19 protein-coding genes are annotated in these 19782 nt (G+C 64.8%); 15 read left to right on the top strand and 4 right to left on the bottom strand.

Annotated features, from left to right (window positions below):
* Positions 1–104: 104 nt before the first annotated feature.
* Genes JLZ96_RS22280 through JLZ96_RS22240 form a run of 9 tightly spaced genes read left to right on the top strand, consistent with a single transcriptional unit; the run spans position 105 to position 10446 of the window.
* Positions 105–1715: an ABC transporter substrate-binding protein gene (locus JLZ96_RS22280; protein WP_374758062.1), complete on the top strand. Its 1611-nt coding sequence runs from the start codon at positions 105–107 to the stop codon at positions 1713–1715.
* Positions 1712–2692, top strand: coding sequence for an ABC transporter permease (locus JLZ96_RS22275; protein WP_201011293.1), 981 nt, complete (start codon positions 1712–1714; stop codon positions 2690–2692). The genes JLZ96_RS22280 and JLZ96_RS22275 overlap by 4 nt, the downstream gene beginning before the upstream one ends.
* Positions 2685–3581 (top strand): ABC transporter permease, encoded by an 897-nt coding sequence (locus JLZ96_RS22270; protein ID WP_057472675.1) that lies wholly within the window; start codon positions 2685–2687, stop codon positions 3579–3581. Before JLZ96_RS22275 ends, JLZ96_RS22270 begins: the two co-directional genes overlap by 8 nt.
* The gene (locus tag JLZ96_RS22265) at positions 3578–5176 is read left to right on the top strand and encodes an ABC transporter ATP-binding protein (protein ID WP_201011292.1); all 1599 of its coding nucleotides are present in this window, start codon (positions 3578–3580) and stop codon (positions 5174–5176) included. The genes JLZ96_RS22270 and JLZ96_RS22265 overlap by 4 nt, the downstream gene beginning before the upstream one ends.
* Positions 5169–6248 (top strand): LLM class flavin-dependent oxidoreductase, encoded by a 1080-nt coding sequence (locus JLZ96_RS22260; protein ID WP_236254208.1) that lies wholly within the window; start codon positions 5169–5171, stop codon positions 6246–6248. Before JLZ96_RS22265 ends, JLZ96_RS22260 begins: the two co-directional genes overlap by 8 nt.
* 2 nt (positions 6249–6250) lie before the next feature.
* A complete protein-coding gene (locus JLZ96_RS22255) occupies positions 6251–7615 on the top strand; it encodes an NtaA/DmoA family FMN-dependent monooxygenase (RefSeq protein WP_048317248.1) in 1365 nt (454 codons plus the stop codon).
* The gene (locus JLZ96_RS22250; RefSeq protein WP_236254207.1) at positions 7612–8352 is read left to right on the top strand and encodes a DUF1684 domain-containing protein; all 741 of its coding nucleotides are present in this window, start codon (positions 7612–7614) and stop codon (positions 8350–8352) included. Before JLZ96_RS22255 ends, JLZ96_RS22250 begins: the two co-directional genes overlap by 4 nt.
* Positions 8349–9473: an LLM class flavin-dependent oxidoreductase gene (locus JLZ96_RS22245; protein ID WP_201011290.1), complete on the top strand. Its 1125-nt coding sequence runs from the start codon at positions 8349–8351 to the stop codon at positions 9471–9473. Before JLZ96_RS22250 ends, JLZ96_RS22245 begins: the two co-directional genes overlap by 4 nt.
* A gap of 37 nt (positions 9474–9510) precedes the next feature.
* The gene (locus JLZ96_RS22240) at positions 9511–10446 is read left to right on the top strand and encodes an NADP-dependent oxidoreductase (protein ID WP_201011289.1); all 936 of its coding nucleotides are present in this window, start codon (positions 9511–9513) and stop codon (positions 10444–10446) included.
* 24 nt (positions 10447–10470) lie between these two features.
* Here the strand turns inward: JLZ96_RS22240 and JLZ96_RS22235 are convergent, their stop codons facing one another.
* Together JLZ96_RS22235 and JLZ96_RS22230 are read right to left on the bottom strand one after the other, a co-directional pair.
* Positions 10471–11337, bottom strand: coding sequence for an LLM class flavin-dependent oxidoreductase (locus JLZ96_RS22235; protein ID WP_201011288.1), 867 nt, complete (start codon positions 11335–11337; stop codon positions 10471–10473).
* 1 nt (position 11338) lies between these two features.
* Positions 11339–12358, bottom strand: a complete 1020-nt coding sequence (locus tag JLZ96_RS22230; RefSeq protein WP_201011287.1) for an aldo/keto reductase — start codon at positions 12356–12358, stop codon at positions 11339–11341.
* A gap of 93 nt (positions 12359–12451) precedes the next feature.
* On the opposite strand from JLZ96_RS22230, the gene JLZ96_RS22225 reads away from it, so the two are divergent.
* The gene (locus JLZ96_RS22225; RefSeq protein ID WP_032386123.1) at positions 12452–13042 is read left to right on the top strand and encodes a TetR/AcrR family transcriptional regulator; all 591 of its coding nucleotides are present in this window, start codon (positions 12452–12454) and stop codon (positions 13040–13042) included.
* A 29-nt stretch (positions 13043–13071) separates the two neighbouring features.
* Here the strand turns inward: JLZ96_RS22225 and JLZ96_RS22220 are convergent, their stop codons facing one another.
* Positions 13072–14886: an FAD/NAD(P)-binding domain-containing protein gene (locus tag JLZ96_RS22220; RefSeq protein WP_201011286.1), complete on the bottom strand. Its 1815-nt coding sequence runs from the start codon at positions 14884–14886 to the stop codon at positions 13072–13074.
* 126 nt (positions 14887–15012) lie between these two features.
* On the opposite strand from JLZ96_RS22220, the gene JLZ96_RS22215 reads away from it, so the two are divergent.
* The 4 genes from JLZ96_RS22215 (at position 15013) to JLZ96_RS22200 (ending at position 18582) form a co-directional block, all read left to right on the top strand.
* On the top strand, positions 15013–15423 hold the full coding sequence (locus JLZ96_RS22215; RefSeq protein WP_201011285.1) for a nuclear transport factor 2 family protein: 411 nt from the start codon (positions 15013–15015) through the stop codon (positions 15421–15423).
* A gap of 324 nt (positions 15424–15747) precedes the next feature.
* Positions 15748–16620, top strand: a complete 873-nt coding sequence (locus JLZ96_RS22210) for an LLM class flavin-dependent oxidoreductase (protein WP_201011284.1) — start codon at positions 15748–15750, stop codon at positions 16618–16620.
* Positions 16621–16632: 12 nt separating this feature from the next.
* On the top strand, positions 16633–17979 hold the full coding sequence (locus tag JLZ96_RS22205; RefSeq protein WP_201011283.1) for an LLM class flavin-dependent oxidoreductase: 1347 nt from the start codon (positions 16633–16635) through the stop codon (positions 17977–17979).
* Positions 17980–18057: 78 nt separating this feature from the next.
* Positions 18058–18582: a hypothetical protein gene (locus JLZ96_RS22200; RefSeq protein ID WP_027494251.1), complete on the top strand. Its 525-nt coding sequence runs from the start codon at positions 18058–18060 to the stop codon at positions 18580–18582.
* 14 nt (positions 18583–18596) lie between these two features.
* On the opposite strand, the gene JLZ96_RS22195 is transcribed toward JLZ96_RS22200, so the two are convergent.
* The gene (locus tag JLZ96_RS22195; protein ID WP_032366689.1) at positions 18597–19076 is read right to left on the bottom strand and encodes a winged helix-turn-helix domain-containing protein; all 480 of its coding nucleotides are present in this window, start codon (positions 19074–19076) and stop codon (positions 18597–18599) included.
* Between the two features lie 279 nt (positions 19077–19355).
* On the opposite strand from JLZ96_RS22195, the gene JLZ96_RS22190 reads away from it, so the two are divergent.
* Complete coding sequence (locus JLZ96_RS22190) at positions 19356–19769, top strand: GNAT family N-acetyltransferase (RefSeq protein WP_080736226.1); 414 nt, start codon at positions 19356–19358, stop codon at positions 19767–19769.
* Positions 19770–19782: the final 13 nt, after the last annotated feature.

Genomic DNA, 19782 nt, shown 5'->3' with positions numbered 1-19782 from the left:
GTACTTCACACCTCACCTCATCATCTGCGCGCACTCCTTCCTGGGCACACTCAGCTCGGATGCGGGATCGTGCGCGCGATCGACCAGATATCGGAGACACCTACGTGTCCACTCGTCCTGCATTCCTGGTGGCCGGCCTGATCGCCACTACGGCCACAGTCCTCGCCGGATGCGCCGGTGGTGCCGGCACCACGGCCGCCGACGCCGGTCCGGCCCAGCCCGGCGGAACTCTGCGTTACGGCTTGTCCGGGGCCCCGACCTGCTCGGATCCTGCCCAGTCCGGCACCAACCAGACCATCTACGTCACCCGTCAGGTCGTCGATTCACTCACCGATCAGAACCCCGAAACCGGTGAGATCGAACCGTGGCTGGCCGAGCGGTGGGACGTGGGTGCCGATGCGAAATCCTTCACATTCACGCTGAAGGACGGCGTCACCTTCAGTGACGGCACGGTGCTCGACGCGGCGGCGGTGAAGGCGAATTTCGACGCGATCATCGGCCTCGGTGCAGCGAAGGCACCGTTGGCGGCGAGCAATCTGACCGGTTATCGGAGCGCCACGGTGGTCGACCCCTCGACGGTGCGCATCGACTTCGCAGCACCGAATGCGCAGTTCCTGCAGGCGAGTTCGACACCTCAGCTCGGAATTCAATCCATCGCGACCTCGGCGCAGTCGGCCGAGTCGCGGTGCTTGGGTACCAATATCGGATCGGGACCGTTCACCTACGCGGACTACCAGCAGGACCGTTCAGTCACTCTGGCCAAGCGAAGCGGATACAACTGGGGTTCAGCGGTATTCGGTCACACCGGCGAGGCCTATCTCGATCGCATCGAATTCACCATCGTGCCCGAGTCGGGCGTTCGCACAGGAAGCTTGTCCTCCGATCAGCTCGACGCCGTCAGCGACGCGTTGCCGCAGGACGCTCCGCAGATCGAAGCGACCGGCGGCCGAATTCTGACCACCTCGAACCCGGGAGTCCCGTTCGGCATTCAGCCCAACGTCACTCGCGGGGCGCTACAAGACCCCGTCGTCCGGAAGGCCCTGGTACCGGCGATCAACCGTCAGGAACTCGTCGATACCGTCCTCGGGCCCGACTTCCGCACGGCGACAAGCACGTTGGCCAGCGCCACCCCAGGTTACGTCGAGCTCGCCGATGTCACCTACGATCCCGAGAAGTCGAAATCGCTGCTCGACGACGCCGGCTGGGTTCCCGGTGCCGACGGAATCCGTGAAAAGGACGGGCAGAGGCTGAGTTTCGAGATCATGTACTCCGCAGTGTTCGCTGGCAACCAGGCGATCCTGGAGTTGACGCAGCAGCAGCTACGTGCGGTGGGCGTCGACCTGCAGCTCGAGTTGGTCTCGACGTCCGAGGCGACAGCACGTCAGGGCACCAAGGACTACGACTCCACGTACTACAACAGCACCCGCGCCGACGGCGACATTCTGCGCACCACGTTCGCCGTGGACGGACGTAACCTGAACGCGCGCGGCCCGATTCCCAATCTGGATGCTTCGCTGACCGATCAGCTCTCGACCACCGATCTAACGGCGCGCAACGACATCCTCGCCACCGCTCAGCAGCAGGTGCTCGACAACGGACTGTGGATCCCCACCATCGAGCTGTCGCAGGCCGTCGGCGCGGCGTCGAAAGTGCAGGATCTGAAGTTCGAGGCCTCCGCTCGACTGCAGTTCTTCGATACCTGGCTGAGCGCATGATCCGGTACCTCGGACAGCGCGTACTGCAGGCAGTGGCAGTGCTGTGGGCCGCGTTCACCATCTCGTTCGGCGTGCTGTTCCTGCTGCCCTCGGACCCAGTCAGTCTCGCTGTCGACTCTGCCGGTTCGGGCACACCGGTCGACGCGGCGGCCGTCGCAGAATTGCAGGCCCGCTACGGTTTGGACCAGCCGGTGTGGGTGCAGTACTGGCATTCGCTGACCGGGGCTGTGCAGGGCGATTTCGGATTGTCCATCGCCACCGGACAGCCGGTGACGACGGCGATCCTCGATGCCGTGCCGAGCACGCTCGGCCTCGCAGGCACCGCACTGGTATTGGCGGTCGTGTTCGGGTCGGCACTGGCGTACGCCGCGACGTACACCCGAACGCCGTGGCTGAAAAATCTGTTGTTCGCACTCCCGCCGCTCGGGGTGGCTGTACCGACCTTCTGGGTGGGACTGCTGTTACTGCAACTGTTCTCGTTCCAATTGAGGTGGTTCCCGGCCTTCGGTGACGCCGGAGCGGCTGCACTGGTGTTGCCTGCGGTCACGTTGGCATTGCCGACCGGTGCGGTCATCGCTCAGGTGTTGGCCACCAGCATGTCGACTTCCTGGAAGCAGCCGTTCGTCGATGTTGCTCGCGCCAAGGGCGTCTCGCGGCTACGGGTGCAGACGCGGCATATAGCGCGGCTGTCGTCCATCCCGGCTTTCACGATCGCGGGTGTGTTGGTGGGGACGCTGCTCGCCGGATCGGTCGTCGTCGAGACGGTCTTCTCGCGGGCCGGAGTAGGACGGCTGACCCAGACCTCGGTGTTGGCCCAGGACATTCCGGTGGTGCAGGGCATCGTGGTGCTGACCTCGCTGGTGTTCGTTGTGGTGAACCTGGCCGTGGACCTGCTGTATCCGCTGATAGACCCGCGCATCGTGCGCGAGTACAAGCCTGCGCGCGCAGTCGCGGAACCGGAGAAAGTGCATGTCTGACATTCTGATTCGTGACCGCGAGGTTCGGGCAGAGGCGTTGCTCGAGGCAGAGCCGGTGCCGTCGACAGCTCGGCGTCGCCGGGTTCTGACGGACGCCCTGAAGCACGTGTGGCTTACCTTGTCCGCGCTCGTGCTGCTGCTCGCGCTGGGATTCGCACTCTTCCCCTCCGTGTTCGCGAGCGGAGACCCGTTGGTGGGCGTGCCCGCCGACAAGCTCCAGGCCCCCAGCACGGCACATTGGTTCGGCACCGACAACATCGGCCGTGACGTCTTCACCCGCGTGGTCCACGGCTCCGGTCTGTCGTTGACTGCGACACTGCTCGCCGTCGGGATCGCACTGGTCGTCGGATCGCTCGTCGGCCTGATCTCCGGGGCAGTCGGGGGCCTCGTCGACGCCGTGCTGATGCGCATCGTCGATGTGCTGCTCTCGATTCCGACGCTGCTGCTGTCGCTGGCCCTGGTCACAGCGCTCGGCTTCGGAACCGTCAACGTTGCCATCGCCGTGGGGGTCACCCTCATCGCCAACTTCGCCCGGGTCATGCGGTCGGAGGTGTTGCGTGTGCGTCGATCGCTGTATGTCGAGGCGGCGTACGCCTCGGGTGTGCGATGGTTCGACGTCTTTCGCCGACACATCCTCCGCAACTCGTACGGTCCCGTGATTGCCCTCGCAGCAGTCGAATTCGGTATGGCGGTCCTGGCGGTCTCGGCGTTGAGCTTCCTGGGATTCGGCGCTGTTCCGCCTACACCGGAGTGGGGATCGCTGATCTCCGAGGGTCGGAACTTCCTCGCCACCGCCTGGTGGATGACCACCTTGCCGGGCCTGGTGATCGTGGCAGTCGTGCTGTCCGCGCACCGTCTCGGGCACGCACTCGAGAGGCGATCCGAATGAGCCCCATCCTCGAAGTCGACAACCTCACGGTCGGCTACGGCACGACGACGGCCGTGCGCGGAATTTCGTTCACCGTCGAACGCGGCGAGGTACTGGCCGTCGTAGGCGAATCCGGTTCGGGAAAATCCACCACGGCCCACGCGGTCATCGGCTTGCTGGCCGGCAACGGCCGGATCCGAAGTGGCTCGGTGACCTTCGACGGCCGGCGCCTGGACACCGCATCGGACAAGACACTGAATCGCCTGCGCGGTCGGCATATCGGGCTCGTCCCGCAGGATCCGACCACCTCACTGAACCCCGTCGTACGCGTCGGAGACCAGGTGGCCGAGGTGCTGCGTGTGCACGGGTTGGCAGATCGGCGTACCGCGAAGCTCGAGGCGATCCGCATTCTCACCGACGCGGGCCTCGACAACCCCGAGGTGCGGGCACGCCAGTACCCGCAGGACCTGTCCGGTGGGCAGCGGCAGCGGGTACTGATCGGTATCGCTCTCGCGTGCCGCCCCGAACTGGTGATCGCCGACGAACCGACCAGCGCCCTGGACGTCACCGTGCAACGACGCATCCTCGACCATCTGGACGCCCGAATTGCCGAGACGGGTGCCGCAGTTCTGTTGATCACGCACGATCTGGGCGTTGCGGCCGATCGCGCCGACCGGCTGGTCGTCATGAGTGGTGGTGAGATCGCCGAAACCGGTCCGACTGCAGAGGTGTTGGCGAACCCCACCCATCCCTACACACAGAAGCTGCTCGCGGCCGCGCCGTCTCTGAACTCGACGCTCCGTCCGGCCAGGACGGGTGCGGGCGACCCAATTCTGTCCGTCTCGTCGGTGTCGAAGCGTTTCGCCATCGGACGAGGCGTTCACCTGGATGCGGTGCGAGACGCCACGATCACGGTCGAGCGGGGTCGAACCGTCTCTGTCGTCGGCGAATCCGGTTCGGGGAAGTCCACCCTGGCGCGTATCGCGATCGGCCTGGAAACACCCTCCGCGGGCACGGTCACGTTCGACGGAATCGATGTCACCGGCCTTCGTGGCACGGCGAGGCGGGAGCTGCGGCGTCGAGTCCAGATCGTCTATCAGAACCCGTACGCATCACTGAACCCGAAGTTGCGCGTCGGCGAGATCGTGCGAGAACCGCTGGACGCGTTCAAGATCGGGACGTCCCGAGACCGCTCGGCGCGTGCCGCGGAACTGCTCGACCAAGTGGCTCTGAGCAGTGACCACCTGGCGCGTCGCTCGGCCGAGTTGTCGGGTGGTCAACGTCAACGCGTCGCAATCGCTCGGGCACTGGCGTTGGCACCGGAGGTGGTGGTGCTCGACGAGCCCGTATCGGCCTTGGACGTGTCGGTGCAGGCACAAATTCTTTCGCTGCTCGGCGATCTGCAATCCGAGTTCGGTCTGAGCTATCTGTTCATCTCGCACGACCTGGCCGTGGTTCGCCAGATCAGCGACACCGTGGCTGTGATGCAGTCGGGTGTGATCGTCGAATATGGCAGCACCGCTTCGATATTCGACAACCCCCAGCAGGAATACACCCGCGAGTTGCTCGCGGCCATCCCAGGAACAGCGACACAGAGAGTGGGTACCGGTGTCTGACAAGCTTTTCGTCACGGCAATCGAACCGAGGGGAACCGGCGCACATCCACAGGCGTGGCGGCGACAGGATTCTCGCGCCGAGGAAGTGTTCACCGCGGCATTCTGGATCGAACAACTCCGCGCGGCAGACCGGGCCGGGATCGATCTGGTCTTCCTCGCAGACTCCTTCGCTTCCCGGACCCTCGAGGCGGTTGCCGTGGCAGCCCGGGCTGCTGCGCTCACCGAACGCATCGGTTTGATCCCGACGGTCACCGTCACCCACACCGAGCCGTTCCACATCTCCAAGCAGATCGCGAGTCTGGACTTCGCCTCACACGGTCGCGCAGGTTGGCAGGTCGAGGTGTCCGGCGGCGCGGAGCAGGCAGCACTGTTCGGGCGTAAGGGCGAGCAGGACGAAGAGAGCCTGTGGCAGGAGGCCGGCGAGGCCATCGAGGTCGTCGCTCGGCTGTGGGACAGCTGGGAGGACGACGCCGAGATTCGAGACGCTGCGACGGGCCGGTTCGTCGACCGAGACAAGTTGCACTACATCGACTTCCAGGGTGAGCACTTCTCGGTCAAAGGGCCGTCCATCACGCCGAGGTCACCTCAAGGCCAACCGCTGGTGACAGTGCGCGCCCACTCCGCCGAATCCACCGCGGTAGCGGCCGCCAGAGCGGACATCGTGCGGATTGCTGCGGACTCGATCGAGGGCGCAGCTGCCCTCGCGGCGCGTATTCGAGGGGCCGTCGTGGCCGAGGGCCGCGACCCGGTGGACGTGTTCGTGCTACTCGACGTCGAGACCTTGGTGTCGGAGACCGCGGCCGAAGAATTGGCGCAGCTCGACAACTGGGCAGGCCGAGTACGTACGCCGCAATCGCTGCAGTACGTGGGCGACGTCGCCGGGCTGAACTTGCTACTCGGAGCGGCCGAATCCGCGGGACTGGACGGGGTCACCCTCGTGCCGCTCGCGCTTCCGTCGGGAGTGAAGACACTCCCGGCCACGGACAGCAGAACCGGAGCGACGGTGCGCGAGCGCCTCGGCCTGGCTCGTCCGACAAATCGTTTTGCAGCACCCGAAAGGAACAGTCGGTGACGATCTCGAAGCGGACCAAGAAGCAGATCCACCTCGGCGCGCATTTCCCTGGCGTCAACAACACCACCGTCTGGACCGACCCGGCGTCGAAGAGCCAGATCGAATTCGATTCGTTCGTCCACCTGGCCGAGTCCGCAGAGCGTGGGCTGTTCGACTTCTTCTTCCTCGCCGAAGGTCTGCGATTACGCGAGCATCGCAACAAGATTCACGATCTCGACGTCGTCGGCCGCCCGGACACGCTCACGGTGTTGAACGCGTTGGCATCGGTGACGACGAAGCTCGGACTCGCCGGGACGATCAACACCACGTTCAACGAGCCCTTCGAGCTCGCCAAGCAGTTCTCTTCGCTGGATCACCTGTCCGACGGGCGCGCGGCGTGGAACATGGTGACCTCGTCCGACGCGTTCACCGGAGAGAACTTCCGACGCGGTGGCTACCTCGACCGGGCCGACCGCTACGTGCGAGCGAACGAGATCATCGACGTCGCCCGAGAGTTCTGGGATTCGTGGCAGTCCGATGCGTTCGTCGTCGATCGGGATCGAGGTGTCTTCGGCCGAGAATCCGAGATCCGCACGGTCTCGCATTCGGGTCCGCAATTCGATGTGACGGGCCGCTTCACGTTGCCGCGCAGTCCGCAGGGACACCCGGTGTTGTTGCAGGCCGGCGATTCCGACGAAGGTCGTGAGTTCGGTGCGGCCAAGGCGGATGCGATCTTCACCATCCACGGGACGCTGGAGGACGGGCAGAAGTTCTACACCGACGTCAAGGGAAGGTTGGCCAAATACGGCCGCGAGCACGCCGACCTGAAGGTGCTGCCCGCCGCGACGTTCGTCCTCGGGGACTCGGCCCAGGATGCAGCCGAGAAGGCCGACCATATTCGGCACCAGCAGGTCAGCGGCAAGACTGCTATCTCGTTTCTGGAGCAGGTGTGGGGACGAGACCTGTCCGAGTACGACCCGGACGGACCGCTGCCCGACGTCGAGCCGAGTGGTGACGTGAGCATCACCCGTGGTCGCGCTCGCCACGGTGACCCGAGAACCCTTGCGCAGCAGTACCGTGAGCGTGCCGAGGCCGAGAATCTGAGCATCCGGGAGCTCATCATCGCGGTGACGACCCGGCAGCAGTTCGTCGGAACGCCGGCACAGGTAGCCGAGGACATCGACAGCTACGTCCAGAACGATGCGTGCGACGGGTTCATTCTCGTCCCGCACATCACACCGGCCGGGCTCGACGAGTTCGTCGACAAAGTCGTCCCACAACTGCAGGATCGCGGTAGTTTCCGCACCGAGTACACCGGGAACACGCTGCGTGATCACCTCGGTCTGCGTCACCCGTACCAACAGCGTGAAGGAGTGCGAGCATCGTGAGTGAATTCGAGCAGGACTGGAAGCAGTGGCACGCGGACCGGGAAGCGTCCTACGGCGATCCATTGGGATGGTTGTCGCTGACCGGATTGTATTGGCTCACCGACGAGTTGGAGATCGTTGCCGATCTGCCCGGTCGATGGCGGGCCGACTCGGACTCGGTGACCGTCGAGGGGGTGGACGGTGTTACGACGCTGAATCCGGTGGAGGGTGCGCCCGGGATCCTCGTCGACGACGGTGAACGCCGTATCGAGGTCATCCGCCGCACCGGCGCGGTGGCGCTACGGGTCCACGATCCGAAAGCCTCGACCCTGCAGTCCTACAACGGAATACCGGCCTACGAACCCAGCGAGGAGTTCGTGGCCCGCGCCACGTTCACGCCCTACGACGCCCCGGTCACCGTGACGACAGGTGCCGTGGTCGAGGGTCTCGAACACCACCACACTGCGGTGGGCACCCTCGATTTCGAGCTGGCCGGTACGGCCCAGCAGTTGGTTGCGTTCGGCGGCAACGACACTGGTCTGAAGGTTCTGTTCACCGATGCCACGAGCGGGGTCACCACGTACCCGGCAGCGCGGATCCTTGCTGTGGCGGAACCCGAGGGTGGCTCCGTGGCACTCGATTTCAACCGAGCGGCGAACCTGCCGTGCGCGTTCACCGACTACGCGACGTGCCCGGTCGCGCCGGCGGAGAACCGGCTGACGGTGGCTGTCGAAGCAGGGGAGAAGACGCCCGGATGACGCGCGTGCCGCTGTCCGTTCTCGACCTGGCACCGATCAGCGCTGGGTCGAGCACTGCTCAGGCGCTCCGGAATTCGCTCGATCTGGCACGACAGGCCGAAGAGTGGGGCTACGAGCGCTACTGGGTTGCCGAGCATCACTTCGTCGCTGCGGCCAGTTCTGCGCCTGCGGTACTGGTGGGTTTGATTGCGGCTGCCACCAACCGCATTCGTGTCGGATCGGCTGCGGTCCAGCTCGGTTTCACGACAGCTGCTGCCGTTGTGGAGTCCTTCGGAACGGTGGACGCGCTGTATCCGGGTCGTATCGATCTTGGTGTGGGTCGATCCGGGCAGCGCAGGGCAGCAGCCCTGGCCGGTGCACAGCAGGCTGCGCCCGAGCACGCGGTGTCATCGGAACCCGGTGGACTGTTTCCAGTGGCGCCCGCTGCGGCGACCCCGCGAACGACCCCGCTGCTGGCTGCGTCTCTGGCTGCGCTGCAGCAGCCACACGCTGAGGTCCCGGAATTCGTCGATCAACTCGACGACCTTGTTGCGGTGCTTGCCGGTAGCTACGAGCGCGACGGGGTGCCGTTGACGGCACGCCCGGGTGTCGGGGCCGATGTGGCGCTGTGGCTGTTCGGCAGCAGCGCTGGGCCGACTGCCCGTGAGGCCGGTGCCCGCGGTCTGCCGTTCGCGGCGAGTTATCACTTCAGCCCGGGGACGACTCTCGAGGCGATCGACGAGTATCGCCGTGCTTTCGTGCCGTCGGCCCGGTTGTCCTCGCCGTACGTGGCGGTGTCGGCCGATGTGGTTGTTGCAGAAACGGATTCGCAGGCCCGTGAGCTGGCAGCGTCTTTCCCGCAATGGGTGCACAGCATTCGCAGCGGTCGAGGTGCGATCGAGTACCCGGATCCGAAGAACGTGGCACCGCTGACCGGCGAGCAATACGAGCTCGTCGCTGATCGAGTGGACACTCAGATCGTCGGATCTGCGGCGACGGTCGCGGTGAAGCTCGACGCCCTGCAGGAAGCGACCGATGCGGACGAACTCGTGCTCACCTCGGTCACATACGACCATGCGGACCGGCTGCGCTCGTACGAATTGCTCGGTAGGGAATGGGGACTGCCGCGCCTGCGGATCTGAGCGGAACATTTGCGTCGTGGTGACCGTTGTACCGCGCATGACACGAGTTGCAGTTGCAGCGTCCTACGGTGGACCGGACGTCATCGAGATCGTCGAACGAGAGCTGCCTGAACCATCCGAGGGCCAGGTTCTGGTCGAAGTCAAAGCGATCGGCGTCAACCCCTTCGACTACAAGAGCTACAGCGGTGCATTCGGCACCGACGCGTCGAAGCTTCCGATTGCGTTGGGCAGCGAGGCGTCGGGCATCGTGGTGGCGGTCGGAGGAACCGTCGAGGGCCCGGTCGGTCCTGTCGCCGTCGGCGACGCGGTGGTTGTCTCCGGCCAGAACGGTACGTACGCCGAGCGAATTCTGGTTCCCGCGCGGTTCGTGTTTCCGAAGCCGGAAGCCCTGGACTGGAACGTTGCTGCGGGTGTACTCGCCGTGGCTGGAACGGCCTACGACGCAATGGAATCCGTCGGTGTCGAGAGCGGAGACACCGTTCTCGTGCACGGGGCGGCGGGCGGCGTCGGGTCCGTGGTGGCTCAGCTCGCTCTGGAGCGCGGGGCCACCGTCATCGGGACTGCGCGCCACCAGAACCACGATGCACTCCGGGCCTACGGTGTCGAGCCCGTCGAATACGGCGACGGACTGATCGACCGGGTACGAGCAGCCGCACCGAATGGGGTGGATGCGGCAATCGACACGGTGGGCACCGACGAGGCCGTCGACGTCTCTCTCGAATTACTGACGGACAGACCGAGATTGGTCAGCACGGCCGCCTTCGGACGAGCTTTGGCAGACGGGTTCCTCACCGTCGGTGGGCCGGTCAGTATGGAGCGTCGACTCCTCGCATCCCCGGTGCTGCTGGAGCAGGCGGGTGCAGGCGTATTCGAGGTCACGGTTGCCAAGACGTTTCCCCTCGCCGATGCGGCGAGAGCACACGCCGAGCTGCAGTCGGCGCACCCGCGCGGCAAGTTCGTCCTGATTCCTTGACGAGAACCCCGGGCGCAGAACGCTTCACGAGCTCGTACTCGGACCGATGAACTCCTCGGTCACTCTCTGCGCGATGCCGTCGGGATAGGGTCCGGGGAGGATGAGAACGACATGATCGAATCCGGCGGCCACCGCGTCGCCGATGTCGTTTCTCGTTCTCTCGGGTTCTTTGAACGACACCCCGAGAGCGATCGATCGGGTGATCGCCCCTGGATCGCGCCCGATCTCGGCGCAGTACCGGTCGAGTAGTCTGCCTCTGTCCAGTGCGTCGGCCAGGTCCCCACCGGGAATGTTCCATACGTCGGCGTGTTCGGCGACGAGGCGCAGCACTCCTGCCGCCCGGCCGCCGATCACGATCGGCGGGCCCGGTCGCTGAATCGGTTTCGGATTCTGGAACGCCCCGACGAGGTCGACGTGGTTGCCGTGAAAGTCGAAGGGCTCACTCTCGGTCCAGAGCCTACGAATCACCGTCAGCGATTCACTCAGTCGCGCAACAGCATTCGCAGCGTCGCTGTAGGGCAGCCCGCTCCCGTCGTACTCCCGTCTCGCCATCGGCACGCTCGGCCGTGATCCGGCACCGATGCCGAAGTCCAGCCGCCCGTCCGAGACCGTGTCGACCGTGACGGCGATCTTCGCGAGAATCGCGGGTGGACGGATCCGATTGCTGGTGACCATGATTCCCAATCGCAACCGCTCGGTGCGAGCGGCCAATGCGGACAGCATGGTCCAGCCTTCGAAGATCGGGCCGTCGAGGTCACCGCCGATGGGCATGAGGTGATCGAACAGCCACGCGTGCTCGATTTCCGGAATGCCGTCTGCCTCGCGCCACACCCGGAGCAGGTCGGCGTAGGAGACGTTCTGGGGAGGGGTCATGATCCCGTAGCTGACCATGTCAGCGTCTCCGCAGGGAGGCGTCGAGCAGTGCCGGCGGGGTGTCGAACTTGTCGTCCGGCGCGAGATCGACTCCCGGAGCTACGATCTCGTCGATCCTGTCGAGGACATCGGCCGGGAGGACGGTGTCGGCGGCAGCGAGCTGCGAGTGTAGGTGCTCGACGGTACGCGGCCCGACGATCGCGCTGGTGACTCCCGGATGAGCCGTCACGAAACCGAGTGCGAGTTGGATCAGTGTCAGTCCGGCTTCGTCGGCAACACCGACCAGTTTCTCGACGGCGTCGAGTTTGGCCCGTCCCGTGGGAGTGTCCGTGCCGAATCGCTCGGGCATCATCGCCGCGCGGTTGGTGGTGGTCTCTCGCCCGGCCCGGATGGCTCCGGAGAGGAAGCCGCCCGCCAGGGGACTCCACGCCAGAACCCCCATTCCGTACTCCTGCGCGACCGGAAGGACGTGGGATTCGATGCCGCGCTGCAGGATCGAGTACGGCGGCTGCTCGGTGACGAACCGCCCTAGACGGTGCTCCCGTGCGGTCCACTGCGCCTGCACGATTCGGTAAGCCGGATAGGTGGAGGAGCCGAAGTATCGAATCTTCCCGGCACGCTGCAGATCTGTCAGCGCCGAGAGGGTTTCCTCGTCGCTCGTGGTGGGGTCCCAGCGGTGTATCTGGTAGAGGTCGACGTGATCGGTACCGAGTCGGCGCAGACTGTTCTCCAGTTCGGTGACGATCCAGCGGCGGGAGCTGCCCTGATGATTGCGTTCGTCGCCCATGGGGTTGAACACTTTGGTGGCCAGCACGATGTTCTCGCGCCGACCTTCGATCGCCTTGCCGACCATTTCCTCGGATTGTCCCTGGCTGTACATGTCCGCGGTGTCGATGAGGTTGACACCGCCCTCGAGTGCGGCGTCGACGATCGCGGTCGCCTCGTCTTGCGTGGTGCGTCCGATGGCACCGAAGTTCATCGCGCCGAGCGAGAGAGTGCTGACCTGGACGCCGGTGCGTCCCAGTGTGCGGTATTGCATGGGGATCTCCTTGTGGCCTCTGGAGGGGTTACTCTGCGAGTAAGCGGAACAACGTTCCGTAAACAAACATACGGAACGTTGTTCCGTTTGTCGATGGCTGGAGGAACAGTGACCGAGGCCGAAGCCGAGCAGCCCAGAAAGCGGGCGGATGCGAGGCGCAACGAAGCGACCCTGCTCGACGCAGCGGCGGCTGCGTTCGTCGAGTCGGGAGTAGAAGTCCCGGTGCGCGATATCGCCAGGCGGGCCGGCGTCGGCGTGGGAACCATCTACCGGCACTTCCCGACGCGGGGCGACCTCGTCGTCGCCGTCTTCCGACATCAGGTGGAGGCCTGCGCCGTCGCCGGTCAGGAGCTTCTCGCCGGCCGCGAATCACCGCACGCGGCGTTGGTGCTCTGGATCGATCGGTTCGTCGACTTCCTGGTCACCAAACACGGTCTGGCCGAGGCCATGCAGTCGGACAGTGCCGGATTCGAGACCTTGCACAGCTACTTCCTGAACCGGCTGGTTCCGGTGTGCGAGTCATTGCTCGACGCCGCTGCGGACTCGGGGGAGATCGCCCCGGGGCAGACCGCATTGGAGTTGATGCGGGCGGTCGGCAACCTGTGCATCGGTGCCACGGACAGCCGCTACGACCCGCGCAAGATGGCGCGGGTGCTGATCGCCGGACTGCGCATCGCGCCGTGATCCGATCCGTTGTTCGGCCGACCGACGGTTCAGTGGCTGTGCCGCAGTAGTTCTGCCGCGAGTTGGTCGTTGTGTCGGAAGAAGCCGGCGTTGGTCCTCGGCCGCGGAAAGGCACTCGACCACGTGTGTCCGGCGACCCATGGACCCACCGCGTAGCGGTTTTCGGCCGCCTCTCCCGACGCGGTGATCAATCGAGAGCGCCCGTCGACTGCTACTTTCGCTGCGCTGTGCTCGGTGGCGCGGATGTCGGTGATGTCGCCGCGCGTATGCAGGGTGCGAAGCAATTCGTCTCCGGCGGCGGCGATCGATGCGACGGGTAAGCGCGCGTCGATCAGAGTGTCGGCGTGCACCACCACATCGTGTGCAGAGCTACGGGCGACGAACGACCCGTTCTCCGGGGAGAAGGTAACATCGGGGCCGAGGAAGTGAACGATGTTCGCCCGGCTGAGGGCCAGGAGTTGTTCGAGCCGTTCCGGTGGCGGACCGCTCGCGACGAAACTGAAGAACGAGTGCAGCCACCCTTCCACATCGCCTGCGACCGACTGCGCCGGAATGCGCCCGCGTCGCAACAACTCTCCGATGGTCATGTACACCGAGAGCAGCGCCGAGAAGACGGCGGCATCCGAGCTGTAGTAGGGATCTGCTCGACGACGAAGGTCCGTCTCGATGTAGGTCTGCAGCTCGGTACGTACCTCGTCGAGTCCATCGAAACGCCGTCCGGCAAAGGGCTTGTCGAGCCGTGCCAGATCGATGCGGTCCTCGTCCTTCGGAACGAATTGCTCCACGAAGGCGGTGAGTTCCTGCGATCCCCAGGTGATCTCGCTCAATCCGATCTCGAACTCCGGCCAGGAGCCGACTGTTCGCTCGGGGTGGGCCGTGAACAACTCGTAGTAATGAGCCCAGGCCAGTTCTTTGGATGCGAGCGGCCAGATTTCGTCGCGGAAGAGCAGAGGGCCGTGGCCGGGGAAGGCGTCGGCGGTGAAAAACTTCGGGAGGGGCGGGCGCGCCGCGGCGATGTCGTAGGAGATCTTCGCGTGATACGGAACTCCGCGCCGCGAACCTGCATAGAGAATCGGTTCGCGGCCGGAGGCGGTGTACTCGAGCACGCCGTCCGCGTTGCGGGCGAACGATCCACCGCGAGTTTCCGCGAGCAACACCATCCAGTCGATGAATGCCAATCCGAGCCCGGCAATCAGCACCGGTTCTCCCGCAGGCACTCGGCTGGGATCGAGATCTGCGGTGTATCCGGGGCCGATGTACGTCAGCCCATGGGTTCGGGAGAACTCATCGAGCTGTGATTCACAGTGCGATGCAAGCGCATCCGGATGTCCCTGGGCCAAGAGCACGGCATCGGTGCGGATGGTCGACCCGTCGTCGAGTAGCAGTACCTGGTCGGCGGTCAGGTCCGTCACCCGTGCTCGATGAACGTGAACGTGCGTGTCGGTGTCGGCAACGGCGTGCTCGAACACCCAGCTGAGGTAGCGACTCTGTAAAGTCCGCGACGCGAAGGAATGCGGACCGAAATCGCGCAGTTCGTCCCGCAATTCGAGGTCCTGGCGCAGGGTGTCGGCATGTTCCAGAACCCACTGCGCCAGCGTCGGACCGGGGCGAATCGGACCGTCGACGACGGTGGTGTCGTCGGTGAACATGGTGACGTCGGCGGCCACCGAATTCATCCACAGCAACGGTGGTTGACTGCTACGCCAGATGCGACCGGCCCCCGGAGGGAACGGATCGACGACGTGGATGTGCAGCTCCGCATCGGACCGGCGCGCCAGCAATCGTTCGAGTACACCGGTGCCGCGCGGACCCGCACCCACAATGGCGATAGTGAACGATTTCACCGGCGGCCCTCCATCTGACACTGTCCCGCTACGACAAGTATGCACACGCCGAAAGTCGTTGCTGCAGGGGCAAAAAATCACAATGAGCGAATGTCTTGCGTCCTGGCGGTCCGCTACCCTTGCTCCATGAACTCGTCCGCGGACCACTTGGTCGAGCAGTACCTCGATGCACTTCGACGGGCCGACGTCGATGCGGTCCTGACTCTGTTCGCACCCGGTGCGGTTGTGCACTCGCCGCTGTACGGACCGACACCCGCATCCGACTTCTATCGCGCGCTTTTCGCGGACACCTCGGGTGCGACGCTGACCTCGAAGGGCGTCGCCGAAGGTCGTACGTCCGAAGGCGCTCGACTCGTCACGTTCTGGTTCCATTTCGACTGGAGACTGCCCTCGGGTGTGGCGGCCCCGTTCGACGTGGTCGACGTCGCCGAACTCGACGAGAACGGACGCATCACTGCACTGTCCATCGTCTACGACACCGTGAATGTGCGTCCGGTCTTCGAGCGCGAAACCGGGTCCTCGTGGAGGTCGACGTAGGTCGCACGACCTGATCGGGGACAGTAGAGAGGTGGTCCGGGCCCGCAAAAGCGGTGACCTCGTGCTGACACTGCGCGTCTACGTACCGGCGTCTACGTCGTTCGAATCAGCGTGATCGCAACGGGTGTGCTCTACAGCTGATGAACCTAGGGTCCACGTATGACCTGGCTGAAAGCACTGGCGGCGGCGTTGATCGATCGACTCGGAGCTCACCCTGCCTGCACCGCCGCGGCGCTGGACTTCGGAACTCGTGGTTGAGCCGTCCGGTGAAGATCGTCGGTACAGAAAGCAGGAACACGATGAGCGCGAAGGGCTGAACCGAGGATGACCGAGACGTTGTACTTCGCAGTCGAACTCGACGGGTTCGACGAGACACCCGCGCTCCTGAAGCAGAACGTCGCCGACGCCGAACGCGCCGGCTTCACCCTCGTCACTTTCGGTGATTCGCTGGTCTCCTCCCGCGAGCGCCTCGATGCAGGTACTCGTGCGGCATTCGTCGCCTCCACCACGTCCACCCTCGGCCTGGCACCCACGGTCCACACTCTGACGACCGAACCGTTCTTTCTCGCAACACAACTCGCGAGTGTGGACCACGCCTCGCACGGCCGCGGGGCCTGGGTGGTCGGCACCGACAACAGCGCGGACACTCACGCGGCTGTCGGATCCGAGGTCCGCTCCGAGATCACCGCCGAAGTGCGTGACGTCATCGATGTGGCGCGGCGGCTGTGGGATTCGTGGGAAGACGACGCCGTCGTTCGAGACGCGGAGTCCGGCCGGTATCTCGATCCCGCTCGCGTGCATCACGTGCGTTTCGAGGGCGAATTCTTCGACGTCGTAGGGCCACTGATCACTCCTCGTCCGCCGCAGGGGCAGGTGGTCGTCATCGGCGACGCCGACCTGGGAGTCACCGATCTGCTCGATGTCGCACTCGTACGCGGGGACGGCATCGGCGAGCAGGCCGACGCCGCTCGCCGCGACGGAGCCGCGCTGGTGTTCGCCGATATCGACCACCTGTCGAAGGCCGAGGCCCTCGCCGGTGTCGTCGACGGCGTCCGGCTGCACCTCGGTGGTGCGGCGTTGAAAGAGCTTGCGGTACCGGCACATCTGATTCGTCGACCGACGCCGGGACTGTCGCTGCGGGAGAACCTGGGGTTGCCGCGTCCGGTCAGCCGCTACGCCGCGGCTGCGCACGAGTAGAGAAGAGCTGTCATGGGCATCATCGACCATCACCCGGACACCGGCGCACCGTTCGACCCGAACGCGCAGATTCATCTGGGCGTGTTCTATCCAGGGATCGGCGCGCAGACGGTCTGGGAGGATTCGCACGCCCCCGATCAAGTGGCCACCGACACGTTCGTCGAGGTCGCCGTCACACTCGAACGCGGTTTGTTCGACGCGTTCTTTCTCGGGGACGGTCAACGTATCCGAGAGAACCGTGGCGACATTCTCTCCACCGACATCGCCGGCAGGCCCGACGCCATCACGCAACTGGCGGCTCTGGCGTCGGTGACCGAGCGCATCGGACTTGTCGCGACCCAGAACACCACGTACAGCAACCCGGTGGAGTTGGCTCGTCGTTTGGCCAGCCTGGACGCGCTGTCGGACGGGCGCGCCGGATGGAACATCGTCACCACCGACAACGCCTGGACGGGTGAAAACTTCAGGCGCGGAGGGTGGTTGGAGCACGAACGCCGTTACGAGCGCGCCACCCAGGTGGTCGAATTGGCGAAGCAGTATTGGGCAGGTTCTCCTGTGGAGTTCCACACCGATCTGCTCGAAGCGGTTGCGGCACCCAACGTTCGGTCCAGTGTGCAAGGTGGGCCGGTGCTGTTCCAGGCCGGCGATTCGCCGGGAGGACGGGACCTCGCAGCCCGGCACGCCGACGTCGTCTTCTCGGCCAACAACGCCTACGACGCAGCGGTGGCCTACGCCAAAGATCTACGTGCCCGGACGGTTGCCTACGGCCGACCGGCCGATGCCGTGAAGATCTTGCCCGGGGTGACCGTCGTACTCGGCGATACCGAAGCCGATGCCGAAGAAAAGGTGCGGTGGCTTCGATCCAACGCGCACAACGGTGTTCGAGCCATCGCCTTTCTCGAGCACTATTGGGGCAAGGACCTCTCGGCGTACGACCCGGAGGGCCCACTACCCGACATCGATCCGGTGGACGCCGAGCTGGATCCGTCACGCGGCACGCTGTCCATCGACGCTCGGACCGGCAAACTGACTCAGATCGCGCAATGGCGAGCCCTCTCGGAAGAGAAAGGGCTGTCCATCCGAGAGTTGGTGCTCGAAGTGTCGCCGGCGTCGCGCTTCCACTCGGGAACCCCTGCGGCAGTGGCAGACCACTGGGCAGCCCTCGTGCGTCACCGTGTGGTCGACGGCTTCAACATCAACCCGTATCACCTGCGTGACGCCATCGGCGATCTGGTCGACAAATTGGTCCCGGCATTGCAGGAGCGAGGGGTGTTCCGTACCGAATACACCTCGACGACGTTGCGGGGACACCTGGGCCTCGACGGTGACGATGCTTCGGAGCGTGCACGGGCGTCGTAGCGGGCTGGGCACATCCCCATCTAACGATCAGGTCTCGGGTGAGGTCGTACGAGGTGTTCGACGCTCTACCATGGGCCTATGACTGCTGACCCGACCACGCCTGCACCGTCGACCAGCTCGGCGAATTGGAAGCGGCGCGGCATCCTGCTCGGTGCCGGCGTCGTTCTTCTGTTGATCGCCTACTTCGTTCTGGCGGCGTTCCTGCCACGGTGGTGGAGCCTGCGCGTCGAGAGCCTGGCTGATCGCACGTTCACCAAGGGAATTCTGTGGGGCCTGCTGTTCGGAATCGTGTGCACGTTCGCGCCACTGATGTTCTTCTGGAGTGCGTGGTCGGTCCGAAAGGGTAGGGCGGGAAAGCAGTTGGCGATCGGATCGGTGATTCTCGCAGTCGTCACCGCCATCCCGAACCTGCTGACTCTGACCATCGTTCTGGGTACCAGCAATGCCGCCCACGCCGGCGAACGCACCCTCGATACCAGCGCACCCGGCTTCCGCGGCGCGACGGCACTGGGCGCGATCATCGCGGTGGTTCTGGTCGCGTTGCTCGTGTTCGTGGTGGTACGTCGGAACCGTCGACGTCGAACAGCAGCACTGACGCGGTAGTCGTGTAACTGATCTCAGGCGCTGCGCAGCACCGACGGCTCGGTGATGACGCGGATTCCGGGCTCGGGGTCGAATCGGTAGCCGGTGCCGCGGACCGTCGTGATCAGTCGGCCGTACTGCCCGAGTTTGGTTCGCACCCTGGAGAGATGGACGTCGACACTGCGGCCGCCGTTCGAGTCACTCAGCTCGGATCTGTTCACCACGACACGAGGATGCTGGGCGAGATAGGCGAAGATCTCGAACTCGGTGTGGCTGAACCGAACGCTCTTGCCGGCGAGAACCACATCGCGCGCGGGTAGGTCGATGACAAGGGGAGCGTTGAGTTCGTTCACCCGGACGTCGAAACGCGTCAGGATCTTGGCATGTGGTGCATAGCTTTTGGCGGCGACGCGGAGAGCATCGGCGAGGGCGTGCAACTGCGGTCGGGTCAATCCCTGCAAGGATGACGTCCCGGAATCGGAGATGCGAAGAACGACGGTCGCTTCGGTGCTCATGGCTGTGGCTCCTGTGACAAGTGTCGACTGTGACAAGTGCTGTCGACGGTGGGTAGGTCGGATGGTCAGCGTGGGCAGCGACAGTTCGTGTTCACGCTGTCACAGTGCACGACGACGACTGATCGCACCAGCAATAAACTCACCGTGATTGCAGCGGTTGACGGCGGCCCGTAACGCGTGGTCCGATCGAGCGTGACCGATGTAGCGCAGTCCCGAACAGACCTCGTCACCCGCGCCGTCGACTGGAACCATCCCGACGCCGAATCGCTCCGTGCAGCAATGGCATCGGAGGTGGGTCCCCGATACGCGGACCGAGCGGCCTTGATGGCGAAGACGCAGGCCAATGCCGTGAACGAAGGCGACGTGCATCGCACGTTCGTCGTCTATCGGTGCGATGCGCAGAACGTCGAGCAGGCCGTCGGGCATGCCGCTCTGCGGTGGAACGGCCCCGACCTCGAACTGAAGCGAATGTTCGTTCATCCTGATCACCGTGGGTCGGGAGTCTCCACCGCGCTGCTGCAGGCGTCCGAGAATGCGGCCCGCGACCAGGGATTGCGGCGTTTGATTCTGCAGACCGGTGATCGTCAGCCCGACGCGGTGCGGCTGTACGAGAAGAGCGGCTACACCCGCATCCCGGTGTTTTCGCCGTACGAACTGCTGCCGTTCTCCAACACTTTCGAGAAGCGTTTGTGACTCACTACCGACG

It is taken from the genome of Rhodococcus sp. NKCM2511 (assembly GCF_014905595.1).
Classification (GTDB): domain Bacteria; phylum Actinomycetota; class Actinomycetes; order Mycobacteriales; family Mycobacteriaceae; genus Rhodococcoides; species Rhodococcoides fascians.
Note: the sequence above shows the minus strand (reverse complement) of the source record. Positions and strands in the feature narration are given on the sequence as shown.

Excerpts from the sequence above, each read along its gene's own strand:
- JLZ96_RS22275 (WP_201011293.1), top strand. The coding sequence starts at position 1,712 with ATGATCCGGTACCTCGGACAGCGCGTACTGCAGGCAGTGGCAGTGCTG.
- JLZ96_RS22270 (WP_057472675.1), top strand. The coding sequence starts at position 2,685 with ATGTCTGACATTCTGATTCGTGACCGCGAGGTTCGGGCAGAGGCGTTG.
- JLZ96_RS22265 (WP_201011292.1), top strand. The coding sequence starts at position 3,578 with ATGAGCCCCATCCTCGAAGTCGACAACCTCACGGTCGGCTACGGCACG.
- JLZ96_RS22245 (WP_201011290.1), top strand. The coding sequence starts at position 8,349 with ATGACGCGCGTGCCGCTGTCCGTTCTCGACCTGGCACCGATCAGCGCT.
- JLZ96_RS22240 (WP_201011289.1), top strand. The coding sequence starts at position 9,511 with ATGACACGAGTTGCAGTTGCAGCGTCCTACGGTGGACCGGACGTCATC.
- JLZ96_RS22235 (WP_201011288.1), bottom strand. The coding sequence starts at position 11,337 with ATGGTCAGCTACGGGATCATGACCCCTCCCCAGAACGTCTCCTACGCC.
- JLZ96_RS22230 (WP_201011287.1), bottom strand. The coding sequence starts at position 12,358 with ATGCAATACCGCACACTGGGACGCACCGGCGTCCAGGTCAGCACTCTC.
- JLZ96_RS22225 (WP_032386123.1), top strand. The coding sequence starts at position 12,452 with ATGGCTGGAGGAACAGTGACCGAGGCCGAAGCCGAGCAGCCCAGAAAG.
- JLZ96_RS22215 (WP_201011285.1), top strand. The coding sequence starts at position 15,013 with ATGAACTCGTCCGCGGACCACTTGGTCGAGCAGTACCTCGATGCACTT.
- JLZ96_RS22210 (WP_201011284.1), top strand. The coding sequence starts at position 15,748 with ATGACCGAGACGTTGTACTTCGCAGTCGAACTCGACGGGTTCGACGAG.
- JLZ96_RS22205 (WP_201011283.1), top strand. The coding sequence starts at position 16,633 with ATGGGCATCATCGACCATCACCCGGACACCGGCGCACCGTTCGACCCG.
- JLZ96_RS22200 (WP_027494251.1), top strand. The coding sequence starts at position 18,058 with ATGACTGCTGACCCGACCACGCCTGCACCGTCGACCAGCTCGGCGAAT.
- JLZ96_RS22195 (WP_032366689.1), bottom strand. The coding sequence starts at position 19,076 with ATGAGCACCGAAGCGACCGTCGTTCTTCGCATCTCCGATTCCGGGACG.
- JLZ96_RS22190 (WP_080736226.1), top strand. The coding sequence starts at position 19,356 with ATGGCATCGGAGGTGGGTCCCCGATACGCGGACCGAGCGGCCTTGATG.